Source organism: Barnesiella sp. WM24 (genome assembly GCF_004570975.1).
Lineage (GTDB): Bacteria > Bacteroidota > Bacteroidia > Bacteroidales > Muribaculaceae > Muribaculum.
In genome coordinates this window covers 270,894-286,237 of sequence record NZ_SPPC01000005.1, presented here as the reverse complement: position 1 = coordinate 286,237, position 15,344 = coordinate 270,894, and the positions used below count along the sequence as shown (strand labels likewise).

At 51.5% G+C, this 15,344-nt stretch carries 16 protein-coding genes; all 16 read right to left on the bottom strand.

Going from position 1 to position 15,344, the window contains the following annotated elements; translation table 11 throughout:
- Window positions 1-13: 13 nt before the first annotated feature.
- The 16 genes from E4T81_RS07405 to E4T81_RS07330 all read right to left on the bottom strand — a co-directional run bounded on the left by E4T81_RS07405 (window position 14) and on the right by E4T81_RS07330 (window position 15,337).
- A complete protein-coding gene (locus tag E4T81_RS07405; RefSeq protein ID WP_135042936.1) occupies window positions 14-1,429 on the bottom strand; it encodes a CCA tRNA nucleotidyltransferase in 1,416 nt (471 codons plus the stop codon).
- A gap of 18 nt (window positions 1,430-1,447) precedes the next feature.
- Window positions 1,448-2,629 carry a Xaa-Pro peptidase family protein gene (locus E4T81_RS07400; RefSeq protein ID WP_135042934.1) on the bottom strand — a complete coding sequence of 394 codons (1,182 nt, stop codon included), beginning with the start codon at window positions 2,627-2,629 and terminating at the stop codon, window positions 1,448-1,450.
- A 31-nt stretch (window positions 2,630-2,660) separates the two neighbouring features.
- Window positions 2,661-3,131 (bottom strand): gliding motility lipoprotein GldH, encoded by a 471-nt coding sequence (locus E4T81_RS07395; protein ID WP_135042932.1) that lies wholly within the window; start codon window positions 3,129-3,131, stop codon window positions 2,661-2,663.
- A 2-nt stretch (window positions 3,132-3,133) separates the two neighbouring features.
- Complete coding sequence (locus E4T81_RS07390; RefSeq protein ID WP_135042931.1) at window positions 3,134-4,504, bottom strand: regulatory iron-sulfur-containing complex subunit RicT; 1,371 nt, start codon at window positions 4,502-4,504, stop codon at window positions 3,134-3,136.
- Between the two features lie 16 nt (window positions 4,505-4,520).
- A complete protein-coding gene (gene rny / locus E4T81_RS07385; protein ID WP_135042928.1) occupies window positions 4,521-6,065 on the bottom strand; it encodes a ribonuclease Y in 1,545 nt (514 codons plus the stop codon).
- 173 nt (window positions 6,066-6,238) lie between these two features.
- Window positions 6,239-6,532, bottom strand: a complete 294-nt coding sequence (gene zapA / locus E4T81_RS07380) for a cell division protein ZapA (protein WP_135042926.1) — start codon at window positions 6,530-6,532, stop codon at window positions 6,239-6,241.
- Window positions 6,533-6,536: 4 nt separating this feature from the next.
- Window positions 6,537-6,830, bottom strand: coding sequence for a hypothetical protein (locus tag E4T81_RS07375; protein WP_135042924.1), 294 nt, complete (start codon window positions 6,828-6,830; stop codon window positions 6,537-6,539).
- Between the two features lie 82 nt (window positions 6,831-6,912).
- Window positions 6,913-7,503, bottom strand: coding sequence for a DUF4230 domain-containing protein (locus E4T81_RS07370; protein WP_167761768.1), 591 nt, complete (start codon window positions 7,501-7,503; stop codon window positions 6,913-6,915).
- Between the two features lie 5 nt (window positions 7,504-7,508).
- The gene (locus tag E4T81_RS07365) at window positions 7,509-8,123 is read right to left on the bottom strand and encodes a DUF4230 domain-containing protein (RefSeq protein ID WP_135042920.1); all 615 of its coding nucleotides are present in this window, start codon (window positions 8,121-8,123) and stop codon (window positions 7,509-7,511) included.
- Between the two features lie 55 nt (window positions 8,124-8,178).
- Window positions 8,179-9,597, bottom strand: coding sequence for a cardiolipin synthase (gene cls / locus E4T81_RS07360; protein ID WP_135042918.1), 1,419 nt, complete (start codon window positions 9,595-9,597; stop codon window positions 8,179-8,181).
- Between the two features lie 130 nt (window positions 9,598-9,727).
- Window positions 9,728-10,180, bottom strand: coding sequence for a 50S ribosomal protein L9 (gene rplI, locus E4T81_RS07355; RefSeq protein WP_135042916.1), 453 nt, complete (start codon window positions 10,178-10,180; stop codon window positions 9,728-9,730).
- A gap of 25 nt (window positions 10,181-10,205) precedes the next feature.
- Window positions 10,206-10,475: a 30S ribosomal protein S18 gene (gene rpsR, locus E4T81_RS07350; RefSeq protein ID WP_123485397.1), complete on the bottom strand. Its 270-nt coding sequence runs from the start codon at window positions 10,473-10,475 to the stop codon at window positions 10,206-10,208.
- Window positions 10,476-10,478: 3 nt separating this feature from the next.
- Window positions 10,479-10,847 (bottom strand): 30S ribosomal protein S6, encoded by a 369-nt coding sequence (gene rpsF, locus E4T81_RS07345; RefSeq protein WP_135042914.1) that lies wholly within the window; start codon window positions 10,845-10,847, stop codon window positions 10,479-10,481.
- Window positions 10,848-11,062: 215 nt separating this feature from the next.
- The gene (locus E4T81_RS07340; protein WP_135042912.1) at window positions 11,063-13,093 is read right to left on the bottom strand and encodes a transketolase; all 2,031 of its coding nucleotides are present in this window, start codon (window positions 13,091-13,093) and stop codon (window positions 11,063-11,065) included.
- Window positions 13,094-13,131: 38 nt separating this feature from the next.
- The gene (locus E4T81_RS07335) at window positions 13,132-14,544 is read right to left on the bottom strand and encodes an MFS transporter (protein ID WP_135042910.1); all 1,413 of its coding nucleotides are present in this window, start codon (window positions 14,542-14,544) and stop codon (window positions 13,132-13,134) included.
- A gap of 121 nt (window positions 14,545-14,665) precedes the next feature.
- Entirely contained in the window at window positions 14,666-15,337 is a 672-nt protein-coding gene (locus E4T81_RS07330; protein WP_135042908.1) for a YggS family pyridoxal phosphate-dependent enzyme, read from the bottom strand.
- Between the last annotated feature and the right edge of the window lie 7 nt (window positions 15,338-15,344).

Sequence of the window (15,344 nt, the reverse complement as noted above, 5' to 3'; positions counted from 1 at the left end):
AGGGAGAGAGCAATCACTTATCACGGCTGATGCCGAGTGATGCCGCGGTCTTATACATGAAGTCAAGGGCGGCTTCACGTTCATTGGGTATCACTCCGTCAAGTATGGCATTTTTTATATTTTCCTTTATCGTGCCTACCTCACGTGATGGCGGAAGATTGAATATCTGCATGATTTCCTCTCCGCTTACGGGGGGCTGGAAATTGCGGATGCGGTCGCGCTCTTCAAGCTCAGCCATCTTGTCGCGCACAAGCCGGAAGTTGTCGATATACCGGCGCACCTTCTCCTGATTCTTGGACGTTATGTCGGCTTCGCAGAGGGTCATCAGATCCTCGATGTCATCGCCGGCCTCGAAAATCATGCGTCTTACTGCAGAGTCTGTGACCTCTTCTTCTACGAGTGCGATAGGGCGCATGTGGAGTTCGACTAACTTCTGGACATATTTCATCTTTTCGTTCAGAGGCAGTCGCATGTTGCGGAAAATGCGAGGCAACATCTTCGCCCCTATGAAATTATGGTTATGGAATGTCCATCCGAGCCTGTCGTCCCAGCGTTTTGTGACCGGCTTGGCGATGTCGTGGAAGAGAGCCGCCCAGCGGAGCCACACATTGTCGCTTTTTCGCGCGACATTATCCAGCACCTGAAGGGTATGGTCGAAATTGTCCTTGTGACCGCGTCCGTTGACGGTCTGCACGCCTTTCATGGCGTTAAGTTCCGGAAGGATATAGGGCAGAAGTCCGCTGTTGTCGAGCAGATACCAGCCGATTGATGGCACAGGCGATGCCATGATTTTCATGAGCTCGTCGACGATGCGCTCGCGCGATATGATTTCAATTCTCGCGGCATTGCGTGATATTGCGTCAAAGGTCTCGTCGTAGATTGTAAATCCGAGTTGTGTGGCGAAACGTATGGCACGCATCATGCGCAGAGGGTCGTCGCTGAATGTTATATCGGGGTCAAGGGGTGTGCGTATAATCTGCCGGTCAAGGTCACCGATGCCGTCGTAAGGGTCAATCAACTCGCCGAATGACGCGCTGTTTACCGATATTGCCATTGCATTGATGGTGAAGTCGCGTCTTGCAAGGTCGTCGTCAAGGGTCCCGTCCTCGACTATGGGTTTGCGGCTGTCGTGGGTGTATGACTCACGACGGGCGCCTACAAATTCAAGCTCGATGCCACGGTGTTTTACCTGAGCCGTGCCGAAGTTTTTAAATACATTACATCGTGTAGCCTTGCCGAACTTTCTTGCTACCGCCTCGGCAACCTCGATGCCGCTGCCGACGGTGACAAAATCTATATCTTTGGAATGACGGTACAGGAATATGTCACGCACGTATCCGCCCACAACATAGCAGGGGCGGTCAAGCGAGTCGGCGGTGTCGCCTACAGTATGGAAAAGCGTAGAGTCTATCCTTTCGGCTAAATTCATGCAGTTTAGAGTGATTTTTCAGTTTAAGCTAATAATTTCTTCGGGCGCTGTAGTGATACACTCAAGACCCTTGTCGGTCACGATATATGTATTTTCTATGCCGACAGCCCCGACGTGGGGTATTACAAATTTCGGTTCAAGGGCGATTACATTGTCTTTGACAAGTATATCGCGGCTGCGTGGCGCGATAACGGGAAGTTCGTTGATTTCGATGCCTACGCCATGACCTATGAATCCCGCTTTTTGGGTGTGACCCATAAAGTATCGTTCGAGTCCTCGTTCATTCACCAGATTAATGGCGAGTTCGTAAAGCTTTGATGCCGGGGTGCCGGGAGTGGCATGCTTTTCTACCTCGCGGCATATGTCGATAGAGCATTGATGGGCTTTCAGGGCAATGTCGCTGACATCGCCGAGGCTGAACACTCGGGTCATGTCGGTCATGTAGCCGGTAAAGTTTCCGTTGGAGTCGACCATCACTGTCATGCCCGGTTTTATGACAGTGCCGTTGGCACCCACGGGCAGTGACGGGTCGAGTCCCGCTCCACCCATTGCGAAGTCGTAGGGGGTGGGAGCATCGGCATTGTCGCCTGCGAGGATGTTGGACATAAACAGTTCCATGGACTCTCCCGCGATGCGGAATTGTCCGAGACAGCCTTCAAGACGCGACACACGTTCAATCTCAATCTGTAGTTCGATGTCGCTCATGCCGTCCTGATAGAGGAGAGGGATGCGGCGATATACACGTTCATGTTTTACTCCGGAGCGTCTCAGCAAGTCAAGTTCAAAGTCGGTCTTTACAGAGCGTGCGGCGCGAAGCACAGGCGACGCGTTGACGGGTTTTATCCCGGGAAATGCTTTTTTCAGTCGTTCAAATGTCATGACGTCAAGAAGCCCGAGCTCCATCCCTATTGTGTCGGGCAGTTCGAGTCCGCGTTCCTGCAATTTTTCGACAATCTGTTCAGGCTTGTGTATATAGATTACGTCAGGGGCTTCGATGCCGAGAGGGCGGCGCACAAAATAAAGTGGTTTGCCTGCCGCTGTGATGTAGACATATCCGTTTATGACCCTGCCGGTAGTATAATATATGTTGGCATTGCTGGTTACGAGCATGGCAGGCATTTCGGCATCTGTCATGGCATGATGAATCTTTTCTATGCGTCGGTTTATTTCAGCTTCCGGGGTGAGAGCATGTAAGTCCATAATTGAATTTCGGTTGTGGTTTAACTGTAAACTATTTAGTCGAAACGAACAGGATGCCTAATTGTTCAATGTCACGCAGCGTGTCGACTCTCATTATATGGCGCACGGCAACCGATTCGCCGGAACGCACCGGAGTCGCGGTGAAAAGCGTGTCGGCGTGCTGGTAGGAGGCGCCAAATCCGTGTCCCTGCCATCGTCCGTAAATGTCGGCGAGCCTGACATTGATTGTGTCAAGTATCATGACAGAACTGTCGGGTGACATGCGCGACAACTCAAGCCACAGGTTGCTGTAGGCATAGGCGTTGTTATGACGGATGGCTATGACCGGAATCGCGGTCGAGGTCGAGTCGGCAAATACCGGCGAGAACCGCAGGGTATCGCCGTAGGGCCATCCATCTTCCGGCAGTTGACGAAACTCACAAAAGTCATTTTGCCCGGGCACACAGGCACCCAGGCATAATGATATAAGAGAAATAAGTATTTTAAACTTTATATTGGTCATTGTCAATTGTCGGAGGTTGCCGAAGTGTCCTTTGGCTTATTTTCGCCCGAAATGTCATGTCTCAGCTGTTTAGCCTGCCTGTTTCGATGCTGTTGCGGCTGAGGTTGTTGCTGTTGTTGGGGCTGGCGCGGCTGCTTGGGCTGGCGCGGCTGCTGCGGGGGCTTGTTTCTGTTATCGGCTTTCGGTCCGTTGTCTGGTCTTGCTCCTCCCTCCTTCTTTTCGCCTTGGGGCTTCTTCTTTTTCTTCTTCTTTTTCGCCTTGTCAAAGCGGGTGAGGCTGTCCTGACCTACAATTTCTACAAACTCCTTGCGCTCTTTCGGCTTCTCGCTGCCTTCGGCGGCAAGTTTTTCAGGCTTTTCGCCGCGCTTGTTCATGGAGATTACCTCAAAGGCACGGTCGGCAGAGATTGTGACAAGGTTAGCCGGCACTGACTTGTCGGTGGAGTAGGTGATTTCCCGCTTGAAAATGTCGGTCTTGAAGTGGTAGAATGTACCGTCGGCAGTCTCAAGGGTTATGTCGCGTGCAGGCATGCGCTTGACGCTCTCCACGTAAGTGTCCACCTCAAAGTTAAGACAGCATTTTAGCTTGGCACACTGTCCGGCAAGTTTCTGCGGATTAAGCGAAATGTCCTGGTATCTTGCTGCACTCGTAGCCACAGAGACGAAATTGGTCATCCAGCTTGAGCAGCACAGCGGGCGTCCACATGGACCGATACCGCCTATGCGCCCCGCTTCCTGTCGCGCGCCTATCTGCTTCATCTCTATTCTCACCTTGAATGTCTCGGCAAGCACCTTTATCAGCTGCCTGAAGTCGACGCGCTCGTCGGCGATATAGTAGAATATAGCTTTGTTGCCGTCGCCCTGATACTCGACATCGCCTATTTTCATGTTGAGCTTCAGGCTCTCGGCGATTTTGCGCGAGCGTATCATGGTGTCGTTTTCCTTAGCTTTCGCTTCCTCATATTTTTCGAGGTCGGCAGGCTTTGCTTTTCGGAAAATGCGCCGTATCTCTGCATCGGGCTTGATATTGGCTTTCTTCATCTGCAGCTTTACAAGCTGTCCGGTGAGAGTGACCTGCCCTATGTCATGACCCGGCGATGCCTCTACGGCAACCATGTCGCCTATGGCAAGCTGCAGGTTGGCGTTGTTGCGGTAAAATCCTTTGCGGGTATTTTTAAACTGCACCTCCACCATGTCGAAATCGGCAAATCCTCCGGGAATGTCGCCAAGCCAGTTGTAGCAGTGGAGCTTGCCGCGCGGAGACCTGTCACAGCCTCCGCAGTTTCCGCATCCTCCGCCACACTTGCCGTTACATTCCCGCGACGACCGGTTTTCGTCACGGCGCGGTGTTATGTCGTCAATATCTTTTGTCATGATTCACCCGGCTGCTTTATTTTGCAAAACTTACTGAACGGGTTTCACGGATTACTGTGATTTTAACCTGTCCCGGATAAGTCATTTCATCCTGGATGCGCTTTGCGATTTCAGAAGAGAGCTTTTCGGTCTCAACATCGTCAATCTTGTCGGCTCCTACGATAACTCTCAGCTCTCTACCTGCCTGGATGGCATAAGTCTTGATTACGCCCGGATAAGAGAGCGCGAGCTGCTCAAGGTCATTGAGACGCTTGATGTAGGCTTCTACGATTTCGCGGCGCGCACCCGGACGGGCGCCTGAGATCGCGTCACACACCTGGACGATGGGAGCCAGAAGGGTGGTTTGCTCTATCTCGTCGTGATGGGCGCCGATAGCGTTGCATATTTCGGGTTTCTCTTTGTATTTTTCTGCAAGTTTCATGCCGAGGAGTGCGTGGGGCAGTTCCGGCTCTTCATCGGGCACTTTGCCTATGTCGTGGAGCAGACCGGCGCGACGTGCTTTCTTGGGGTTGAGTCCGAGTTCCGAAGCCATGATCGCACATAGGTTTGCTGTCTCGCGAGAGTGCTGGAGCAGGTTCTGTCCGTAACTTGAACGGTATTTCATCTTTCCTACAAGGCGGATGAGGTCGGGATGCAGTCCGTGGATACCGAGGTCGATTGCAGTGCGCTTTCCCGTCTCTACGATTTCCTCTTCAATCTGCTTGCGCACCTTGGCGACAACTTCTTCGATGCGGGCGGGGTGAATACGTCCGTCGGCTACAAGCTGATGCAGGGCAAGACGCGCGATTTCGCGACGCACGGGGTCAAATCCGGAGAGTACAATTGCCTCGGGAGTGTCGTCGACAATGATTTCAATGCCGGTTGCAGCTTCAAGGGCACGTATATTGCGACCTTCACGACCGATTATGCGACCTTTGATTTCGTCGGAGTCTATGTGAAATACGGTCACCGAGTTCTCGATTGCGGTTTCTGTGGCGACACGCTGGATTGACTGCACCACGATGCGCTTTGCCTCCTTGTTGGCGGTGAGTTTTGCCTCGTCCATGATGTCGTTGATATAGCTTGCCGCCGCGGTCTTTGCCTCGTCTTTAAGCGACTCGATAAGCTTTTCTTTAGCCTCTTCGGCAGAGAGCCCCGAGATATGCTCAAGGGTGTCCTGGGCGGTGCGTGTAAGCTTGTCAAGCTCGGCTTTCTGGCTTTCCAGCACCACTGCCTGTGCTTCAAGATTTGCCTTAGTGGCGTCAATCTCGTTGCGGCGGCGGGCTATGTCGCCCTGCTGCTGGTTGAGCTGCAGTTCACGCTGCTTGATGCGTGCTTCCGACTGCTGCACCTTGGCGAGTCTTGAGTTTGCCTGCTTTTCAGCCTCAGTCTTGATCTGAAGCTCTTCTTCTCTTGCTTCCAGAAGTTTTTTCTGCTTCAGCACCTCAGCTTCCTGCTTGGCTTCATCAACGATTGTCTTTGCCTGGCTTCTGCCTATAGATTTCTGGACTATGATGGTGGCGGCTACTCCTATTACGGCAGCCACTACTCCTACTACGATGGATAATATGAGTGGATCCATGATATGTGAATAATGTGATATGATAATAATATTAAACAAAAAAGCACTCATAAGCCATGCTTTCACCTTTGTACAGGTGCGGTTATGGCTATAAGTGCAGGTTACTTCTCTCAAAACGTGGGGGAGCGTTGTCCCCTGAATATGTCATGTGCAGGAAGGTGTCTGCCGCAGGTTCACTCTATATTGAGCAATATATTGTCAAACTTCTCCTCAAACTCCTTCAGCGTATCATCGATACGCTCGTTTTTGCGCTGCTCTATTACATAGAGCTTTGCAAAGTGTAACGCTACCATTCCGAGTACATCCTTTGATGTCTTGTCGGCAGGCTTTGATTCCATCCAGGTGCTCCAGACGCGATTGACATATCGCTCGGCAAGCCTGACTTCCTCTTCGCCTTCAAAACTGACAACCATGCCAAGCGGGGCAAGGTCGGCCAATTTTACTTTTATATTCAGTTTATCTTTCATCGCATCATTCGCTTAGCTCTGTGATGCACTTGTCGATTTCCCGCACTAATTCGGAAATCCTGGCACGGCTCAATGCGACATCCTGACGGTTGGGGATAGCGGTAGTCACTACTGTGAGATATTCTACTCTGCTTTTCAAGATTCTTATCTCGTCTTCCTGACTCGATATCTTCTTTTCCAACTTGTCAATAGTCTCATCGGCTTCTTGTTTAGCCTGATAGAGCGCATTGTATCGCTCGGTCAGAGACTCCGCCTTACGGCTGATACGCAAAAGTGTCTGCTGTAAGTCGCTTGCCATTTATCCCAAATTTTTACAAAAGTACGATAAAAATCTTATAATGCAAATATTTGTACTGAAAATTGAATTTCTTACCGTCATTTTAATTGCCTTTGTTCATTTTGCCTCCGGGGGTCGGGTCGGTGACCTTTACGGGCTTTGTGGTGAGCGTCGAAATCATATTGCCAAGATTGGCCGCCGCCTCCGCTCTTGCTTGTCTGACATAGCCTTTGGCATATATGTTTTTTATGGCGTTTTGCTTGACTTTCTCTTTAATCTTGTTTTCTTCTTCTGTAGTGAAGCGGCTGTTGCCCATAAGCTTGTCGCTCCAGGTGTCTATGACGATGTAAGAGTCTTTGTCGGTCGATTCGAGAATCTCGATTTCTTCCGGGGGGAGGGCGACATGCAGGGTGTCGCCCTCCCGGGTGATGTCAAGCCGCTCGATGTCAAATGATATAGTGCCTTTTAATGTTACACGGGCAAATATGTGGCGGTTGCCTATCGATGCCTTTATCGGCACTTCCTCGTAGATGTCGGCTGAACATAGTTTTACCATTGACTTGATTTCTTTTACGGTCGAGTCCATGATGTCGCGGTCTTCCTCTTTTGGAGTGAAATAGCGTGGTGCCAGCAGAGCCAGTGAGCCGAGGGCGATTACGGCAGCCACGGCAAATATGATTTTTGAAGTTTTCATGAGCGTCATTTTGATTTGAATGAAATGTCGGCGGAATAGCCAAGGTTGCCCAGCATTGACTCAAAGTAGGCGACGGCTTTCCTGCGTGCTTCTGATTTCACATGGTTCTGAAACTGCGGGTTGCGCCTTACTTCGGCTTTGAGCGATTCGTTCATGCGTTCTTTTATCGCGGCGCGCTCTTTGGCGTTTATAGCCGAGCGCAGTCCGGTCACGCGGTAGTGATTTTCGCGTATAGGAAGGTCTCTTCCTGCAAATTCGGTCTTTATCGCCGGCAACAACAGGGTGACTGAGCGGGTCGATTCGTCGACGGCGACGTCGGATGGTGTCAGTTCCGACAGGTCGATGTAGGCGCGCAGATATGTGTCGTAGGAGTACACGGCTATGCGGTCGCCGATTTTTATGGCGTTCAGCAGTGCGTCGGCGGTTTCTTTCACTCCTTTTGCCTCGTCGAGGGTAATATCGTCGATTGTCGCCATTTTTGATATCGTCATGCCGGCGAGGTTCAGGCGGTTGACCGATTTGATTTCGTTGTATATGTCGTGGGGCTCTTCATTTTTGCGGCATCCGGTGAAAATCAGTGCCGCCAGCGCGAGCGCCGACGTTATGATTCCAAGTTTCATAGGTTGTAAGATAGTCGTTGTTATTATTAAACGTGGCAGCGCGGGAGATATTGCGTCATAGCACCGGGCTCAGCAACCTGAATATTGACTCCTTTATCTTCTGCCATCTGGGGCGTTTGTTCCATTCCGAGGGGCTTATCCTGACACATTGGGTGAGGTCTTCAAGAAATATTTCCCTCATCTGCCTGTTTATTTCCTGGGAGTAGATGAAGACGTTGCTCTCGAAGTTGTGTTCAAAGCTGCGGAAGTCAAAGTTGGTGGAGCCTACTGACACAAATTCATCGTCGACAAGCACTGTCTTGGCGTGAAGCATGCCCCCTTCATAGAGATACACCTTTATGCCTGACAGCAGACACTCGCGGATGTAGCTCCTTGACGCATAGGTCAGTATCGCGGAGTCGCTTTTTGCCGGAAGCATTATGCGCACGTCGACTTTTGCGAGTGCCACAGCCTGGAGTGTGCGCAGCAGGCTTTCTGTAGGCAGAAAGTAGGGTGTCTGAAGGAATACACATCTCTTTGCGTTTGCGATGGCTTTCTGAAACACCATCGCTATGTTACTCCACGTGCTTGTGGGGCCGCTGGTCATCATCTGTATGCCGGCGGTGAAGTGGGGCTCGTTGTGTATCGAGGTGTCGGCGCTTTCCTCAAGCAGCGGCTGACCCATGAAGTTCCAGTCGATGGCAAAGGAATATTGCAGTCCGCCGACAGCCGGTCCGGTTATGCGCAGATGGGTGTCGCGCCATATCCCGTAGGCGACGCCGTTTATGTATCGGTCGGCGATGTTCATTCCGCCTATGTAGCCCACTTTTCCGTCGATTATGGCTATCTTGCGGTGATTGCGCCAGTTAATGCGGGTGGCAAATACCGGGAATGTGACCCTGAAAAACGGGTACACGGCAACGCCCGCTTCTGTCATGCGGCGGAAAAACTTTGATTTTGTGTTGATTGAACCGATATGGTCATAGATTACCCTTACCTTCACTCCTTCGCGTGCTTTGCGCATCAGTGTCTCGGCAACGCGGGTGCCTGTATTGTCGTCGGTAAATATGTAATATTGAAGGTGGATATACTCCTTCGCGCTCTCCATGTCAGCGATAAGCGCGTCAAATTTTGAGTGTCCGTCGGTGAATATCTCGACTTTGTTGCCCGGATAGTAGATTGACCCGGTGATTGTCTTCGCCATTTTTATCTGCTGCCGGCTGGCTGTCGAGAGCGCGAGCTTTGACACGTCCACGCTACGGAACGACTCTTTCTTGCGCAGTCTCCGGCGGTTGCGCCGTGTAATCATACGGGTGTTTTTAAGGCTTCTTCCAAAGAAGATGTACAAGACCACTCCAAACACAGGCACCATGAGCAACACCGTAATCCAGGCGAGCGACTTCACCGGATTGCGGTTTTCCGACAACACTACTGCCACAAGGCTTATTATGGTGCCGGCATATGCCAGTAATAGTAAGATGTTGTACCAAGCCATAGACCCATATGCCCCTTAATCGGGCGCGCCCCCTAAGTTAGCAAAAAAGCATGACAATGACAACAAAAAAATGCCACGCCAATATCGACGCGGCATTTTGTGTATTGTTAGATAGCTTGGTAGCTGCTGATTATTCAGCTGCTTCTGCTACAACCTCGAAGGGAAGTTCTACGCTCACTTCCTTGTGGAAAGTGATAGTGCAGTTGTACTTTCCGGGCTCCTTGATGGTCTCCTTAACGGTGATGAGCTTGCGGTCTACGTTGTGACCGAGCTTTTCAAGAGCCTCAGCGATAGTTGCTGCGTTAACCGAGCCGAAGATAGTGCCTGCCTCGCTGGTCTTAGCCGCGATAGTCAGAGCTACATTTTCGAGCGCCTTAGCGGCAGCTTCGGCATCAGCCTTAATCTTGGCAAGCTTGTGGGCGCGCTGACGCTGGTTTTCAGCAAGAACTTTGAGCGCTGACTCAGAAGCGATTACTGCCTTGCCCTGGGGTATGAGGTAGTTGCGGCCATAGCCGTTTTTTACTTCAACAACATCGTCCTTGTAACCAAGACCGGAGATGTCTTCTTTCAATATAATTTTCATAATGTAATTGTCTCTGTTGTTAAGATTATTTCATCAAGTCGGTTACGTAGGGAAGGAGTGCAAGGTGACGGGCACGCTTCACAGCCTGGGCTACGCGACGCTGGAATTTGAGTGAAGTACCGGTGATGCGGCGGGGAAGGATCTTGCCCTGCTCGTTGAGGAACTTCTTGAGGAATTCAGGATCTTTGTAGTCGATATACTTGATGCCACTTCTCTTAAAGCGACAATATTTCTTCTTCTTTACGTCCACTGACAGCGGAGTGAGATAGCGAATTTCTGATTGTGCCTGTGCCATGATTTAGTCCTCCTTTACTTCTTCGGTTGTTTGATTCTGTTTTGCACCCTTGAGGCTGCGACGCTTGATTGCATACTCGTGAGCATACTTGTCAAGACGGAATGTCAGGAAGCGAAGCACGCGCTCGTCGCGACGGAACTGGATTTCCAGCTTCTTGATGGTGTCGGGAGTGGCGTCAAACTCTACGAGTGTGTAGAAGCCGGTTGACTTTTTCTGGATGGGGTAAGCAAGCTTGCGGAGACCCCAGTTTTCTTCGTTGACAATAGCACCACCGTTGGCTTTGATCACACCGGTGAACTTGTCTACCGCTTCCTTCATCTGAGCATCAGACAAAACGGGAGTTAAAATGAAAACGGTTTCGTAATGATTCATTGTGAATAATTATTATTTAATAATGTGTTAAAAACGCCGCAAAGTTACAACTTTTTCTCCATCTGTGCAATAGCTGCGCAAAAATCTTTTTCATGCCCGATGCTTACGGCGTCGTTTATGTTCCGTTAGTGACTGTCGAGCGATGATAAAAGAGGGGCGGGGCGCCGTGTGGTTAACTGCGCCCCGCCCGGGTAATAAGTTGTTGTCGGGATCGATTACTTGTTGATGTAGGCTTTCACGAGGGCAAGCACTGCGGGTGCGGTGAAGCCAAACTTCTCGTCAAGCACCTTGTAGGGGGCTGATGCGCCGAAGTGGTCGAGACCGAACACTTCACCGTTGCGACCTACAACTCCGCGAAGGGTTGAGGGAAGACCTGCGGTCAAGCCGAACACCTTGCCATCGGCAGGTATCACGCTGTTGCGGTAAGCCTCGGGCTGGCACTCAAAGAGTCCGATTGAGGGCACAGATACCACGCGGGCAGCGATGCCTTCGTTGGCGAGAATGCCTGCCACCTCTACGAGGAGTGACACTTCCGAGCCGTTTGCCACGAGAGTGACAGCGGAGTTGGCTGCGTCTACCACTACATAACCGCCCTTTTCAGCGCCGAGAGCCTCTTCGTAGCGGTCGCCGCTTGCTGCGGGAAGGTCGGGGATGTTCTGACGGCTGAGGATAAGGGCTGTCGGGGTCTTGGTATTTTCCATCGCCATCTTCCAGCAAACTGAGGTCTCTGCTGCGTCACCGGGACGAAGCACGAGCATGCTGGGCTGACCCTTGAAGTTGCGGAGCTCTTCCATGAGACGTATCTGGGCTTCCTGCTCTACGGGTTCGTGGGTAGGACCGTCCTCGCCTACACGGAATGCGTCGTGAGTCCAGATGTACTTCACGGGGAGTTCCATGAGGGCAGCCATACGCACAGCGGGCTTCATATAGTCAGAGAATACGAAGAATGTGCCGCACGCGCCGATAAGTCCTCCATGGAGGGCGATACCGTTCATGATTGCAGCCATGGTAAGCTCGGTCACGCCGCAGTGGAGGAATGCTCCTGAGAAGTCGCCGTGAGTGAGCGGATGGGTCTGCTTGAGGAATGCGTCGGTCTTGTCAGAGTTGGCAAGGTCGGCTGACGAGCATATCATGTTGCCGACTTTCTTGGCAAGTTCGGCAAGCACGTCGGCTGAAGCCTGACGGGTTGCGATGCCGGGCTTGTGAGCGATGCCCTTCCAGTCGATTGCGGGCAGCTTTCCTGCGAGATAGCCGTCAAGGATAGCAGCCTGCTCGGGATTAGCCTCGCGCCATGCCTTTTCGGCAGCGCGGCGCACCTTTACTTCCTCGCGGAGTGCTGCTGCACGGTCCTCGTAAAGTTTCTTCACGTCATCCCAGATGTGGAACGGATCGGCGGGATCTGCGCCAAGGTTTTCGATAGTCTTGGCGAAGTCGGCGCCTGAAGCGCTCAGCGGGTTTCCGTGGGTGTCACACTTTCCTTCGTATGACTTTCCTTCGGCAGTCACTGCTCCACGTCCCATGATGGTCTTTCCGATAATGATTGTCGGACGCTCCTTCTCTTCGATAGCAGCTTCAAGCGCTCCTGCCATCGCGATAGGATCGGTTCCGTCAACTTCAATCACGTTCCAGTGCCATGCACGATATTTCGCAGCTGTGTCTTCGGTAGTCACAGCGTTGGTCTCAGTTGAGAGCTGGATTGAGTTGCTGTCATAGAACATTATGAGATTGTGCAGTCCGAGGAATCCTGCAAGACGTCCTGCGCCCTGTGAAATCTCTTCCTGTACGCCACCGTCAGAAATGAAGGCATAAGTCTTGTGGGCAATCCAGTCGCCGAATCGAGCCTGAAGGAAACGCTCTGCGATGGCACATCCTACAGCCATTACATGACCTTGTCCAAGCGGACCTGACGTGTTTTCCACGCCGCGTTCCGGATGAAGCTCGGGATGACCGGGAGTGGGGCTTCCCCACTGGCGGAATTCTTTCAGCTCGTCGACCGAATACTTACCTGTGAGAGCAAGTACAGAGTAAAGCATAGGTGACATGTGGCCCGGGTCAAGGAAGAACCGGTCACGTGCAATCCATGTAGGATTGTCTGGATCCGTTACAAGAAACGATGAGTACAGGACATTTACGAAGTCGGCGCCACCCATAGCACCGCCGGGATGGCCTGATTTTGCTTTCTCGACCATTGAGGCAGCCAGAACACGGATATTGTCGGCTGCGCGAGTCATGAGGTTTTTGTCCATAAATAAAAAAGTTAAAAATAAATTAAGTATAGGTATAGTTAGAGATATAATTGTTCTTCTTCAGAGAGCTCTTCGTTTACGGGGATGTCGGTGTTGACATTCTTGCTGCCGACGAGACCGTAGAACAAGAGGTAAAGCAGACATGCGACAATCAGCCAGTAGCTGGTCATGTAGCCGGCTTCCTTGGCGATGAATTGCTGCACGAGCGGAAGCACTCCGCCGCCTACTACCATCATCATGAATATACCCGACGCCTGTGCCGTGTATTTACCGAGTCCTTCTACGGCAAGGTTGAAGATACCACCCCACATTACCGAGGTGCAAAGACCGCAGATTACAAGCAGGTAGGCGCTGACAGGCACCATTGCCTGCTCTCCGTTGAGTCCGCTGTAGACAAATTCAGGTACAGGCACTGTCACTGTCTTGGGGATGAAGATGGCGAGGACTACGAGAATTGTGGCTACCGCCGACACGCTGATAAGCTGGGCGCGGGTTGACACCTTGCCGCTGATAGCACCGCTGAGGCTTCGTCCGATAAGCATGAGCAGCCAGTAGACGGCAACGATGGCTCCAGCTATGGTGGAGGCGTCGCCGATTACGCCGGCTCCCGATGCCTTCTGATCGGCAAGATAGAAGTTGAGGGTTCCGGGGATACCGATTTCTATGCCGACATAGATGAATATACCGATTACACCAAGCACAGTGTGGCGGAAATTCCACGGGCTGTGGCTGTATTTTACTTTCTTGTGTCCTTTAGACAGGTTAGGCTCGGGAATTGCCACAAATGAGATTACGATGAACGCTGCCACGAAGACTCCCATCGCGATAAACAGAAGCGGAGTCACCGCCTGGATGGTGGTGGACTTGGTGAGTTGACCGATGAGCGCACCTACAAAGAAGGGGGTGAGGGTGCCTGACAGAGAGTTAAGCGCACCACCTGTCTGCAGCAGCTGGTTGCCCTTGTTGCCGCCTCCGCCGAGAAGGTTGAGCATCGGGTTTACGACTGTGTTGAGCATACATACACAGAATCCGCATATGAAAGCTCCGAGAAGGTATATGAAGAAGTTCAGGCACACGGTGAATTCCTTTGTCACCATCATGCCGCCTTCGTCGATGGTAGACTGCATTGTGAACAGGGCGGTGTCGGCGCCTGCCTGGCTTGAAAGATACTGTACGAAAAGACCGATGACTCCGATTGCCATTGCCCAGAGAGCGGTCTTCTTATATCCGATTTTTACGAGCAGGTTGCCGGCGGGTATTCCCATAAACAGATAGGCGAGGAAGTTCATCATATTGCCCATCATGCCGAGCACGCTGTTGCCTTCAAATGTGTTGCCCCATATAGTGCCGATGGGGGCTGCGAGGTTTGTGACGAACGAAATCATCGCAAATAGGAAAAACATCGCGATGATGGCTATCGTTCTGCCGTTGGTTTGTGCTTTTTGTACCATGTGTAATCAGTTTTGATTAAATAGTGATTCTTGATTAAATAGCGATTTTTGGTTAATTCTGTAAAATTAGCGATTTTTTTTTAGTGACGGATGCTGATATGCTGAAAAACATGTATTGCGGTCAATATTCTCTTTCCCCGAATATTGTTGTGCCTATTCTTACCATGTTGCTTCCGTGGCTTATAGCCAGCGGATAGTCATGGCTCATGCCCATGCTTATCGTGTCAAATGCCTCCATGCGGGGCAGAGACAATGATTTTATACTGTCAAATGCCTGCTTGATTGCCTGAAAATCGCTTGCTATGCGTGACTCGTCGTCGACATTGCTTGCCATACCCATTATGCCGCGCACTCTGACGCCCGGAGTCTCCTCAAGGATGCCTTCTTTGAGCAGCGCCGTGAGCTCGTCGGGTAAAAATCCATATTTGGTCTCTTCCAGGGCGACATGAAGCTGGAGCAGCACGTCGGTCACTTTGCCGATGCGCCGGCTTTCGGTGTCAATACACCGGAGCAGGCGCTCCGAGTCGACGCTGTGGATGAGGTTGACGTGGGGCACGACAAGGCGCACTTTGTTGGTCTGAAGATGCCCGATAAAATGCCAGTCTATGTCATCGGGCAGGGTGGATGCCTTTTCAACAAGCTCTGTCGCGCGGCTTTCGCCAAACACACGCTGCCCGGCACCGTAGGCTTCCATTATAGCCCGGGCAGGATGAAATTTCGACACCGCCACGAGGGTCACTCCCTCGGGCAGTGTCGATTTGATGTCGGTGATGCGCTGTCCTATGCGGTCCATTATGATG

Bases quoted from the DNA above. Each gene is read 5' to 3' on its own strand.
- E4T81_RS07395 (WP_135042932.1), bottom strand. From the start codon at position 3,131: ATGACCAATATAAAGTTTAAAATACTTATTTCTCTTATATCATTATGC.
- E4T81_RS07330 (WP_135042908.1), bottom strand. From the start codon at position 15,337: ATGGACCGCATAGGACAGCGCATCACCGACATCAAATCGACACTGCCC.
- rplI (WP_135042916.1), bottom strand. From the start codon at position 10,180: ATGAAAATTATATTGAAAGAAGACATCTCCGGTCTTGGTTACAAGGAC.
- E4T81_RS07365 (WP_135042920.1), bottom strand. From the start codon at position 8,123: ATGAAACTTGGAATCATAACGTCGGCGCTCGCGCTGGCGGCACTGATT.
- rpsF (WP_135042914.1), bottom strand. From the start codon at position 10,847: ATGAATCATTACGAAACCGTTTTCATTTTAACTCCCGTTTTGTCTGAT.
- E4T81_RS07375 (WP_135042924.1), bottom strand. From the start codon at position 6,830: ATGGCAAGCGACTTACAGCAGACACTTTTGCGTATCAGCCGTAAGGCG.
- cls (WP_135042918.1), bottom strand. From the start codon at position 9,597: ATGGCTTGGTACAACATCTTACTATTACTGGCATATGCCGGCACCATA.
- E4T81_RS07400 (WP_135042934.1), bottom strand. From the start codon at position 2,629: ATGGACTTACATGCTCTCACCCCGGAAGCTGAAATAAACCGACGCATA.
- E4T81_RS07390 (WP_135042931.1), bottom strand. From the start codon at position 4,504: ATGACAAAAGATATTGACGACATAACACCGCGCCGTGACGAAAACCGG.
- rpsR (WP_123485397.1), bottom strand. From the start codon at position 10,475: ATGGCACAGGCACAATCAGAAATTCGCTATCTCACTCCGCTGTCAGTG.
- zapA (WP_135042926.1), bottom strand. From the start codon at position 6,532: ATGAAAGATAAACTGAATATAAAAGTAAAATTGGCCGACCTTGCCCCG.
- E4T81_RS07405 (WP_135042936.1), bottom strand. From the start codon at position 1,429: ATGAATTTAGCCGAAAGGATAGACTCTACGCTTTTCCATACTGTAGGC.
- E4T81_RS07335 (WP_135042910.1), bottom strand. From the start codon at position 14,544: ATGGTACAAAAAGCACAAACCAACGGCAGAACGATAGCCATCATCGCG.
- E4T81_RS07370 (WP_167761768.1), bottom strand. From the start codon at position 7,503: ATGAAAACTTCAAAAATCATATTTGCCGTGGCTGCCGTAATCGCCCTC.
- rny (WP_135042928.1), bottom strand. From the start codon at position 6,065: ATGGATCCACTCATATTATCCATCGTAGTAGGAGTAGTGGCTGCCGTA.
- E4T81_RS07340 (WP_135042912.1), bottom strand. From the start codon at position 13,093: ATGGACAAAAACCTCATGACTCGCGCAGCCGACAATATCCGTGTTCTG.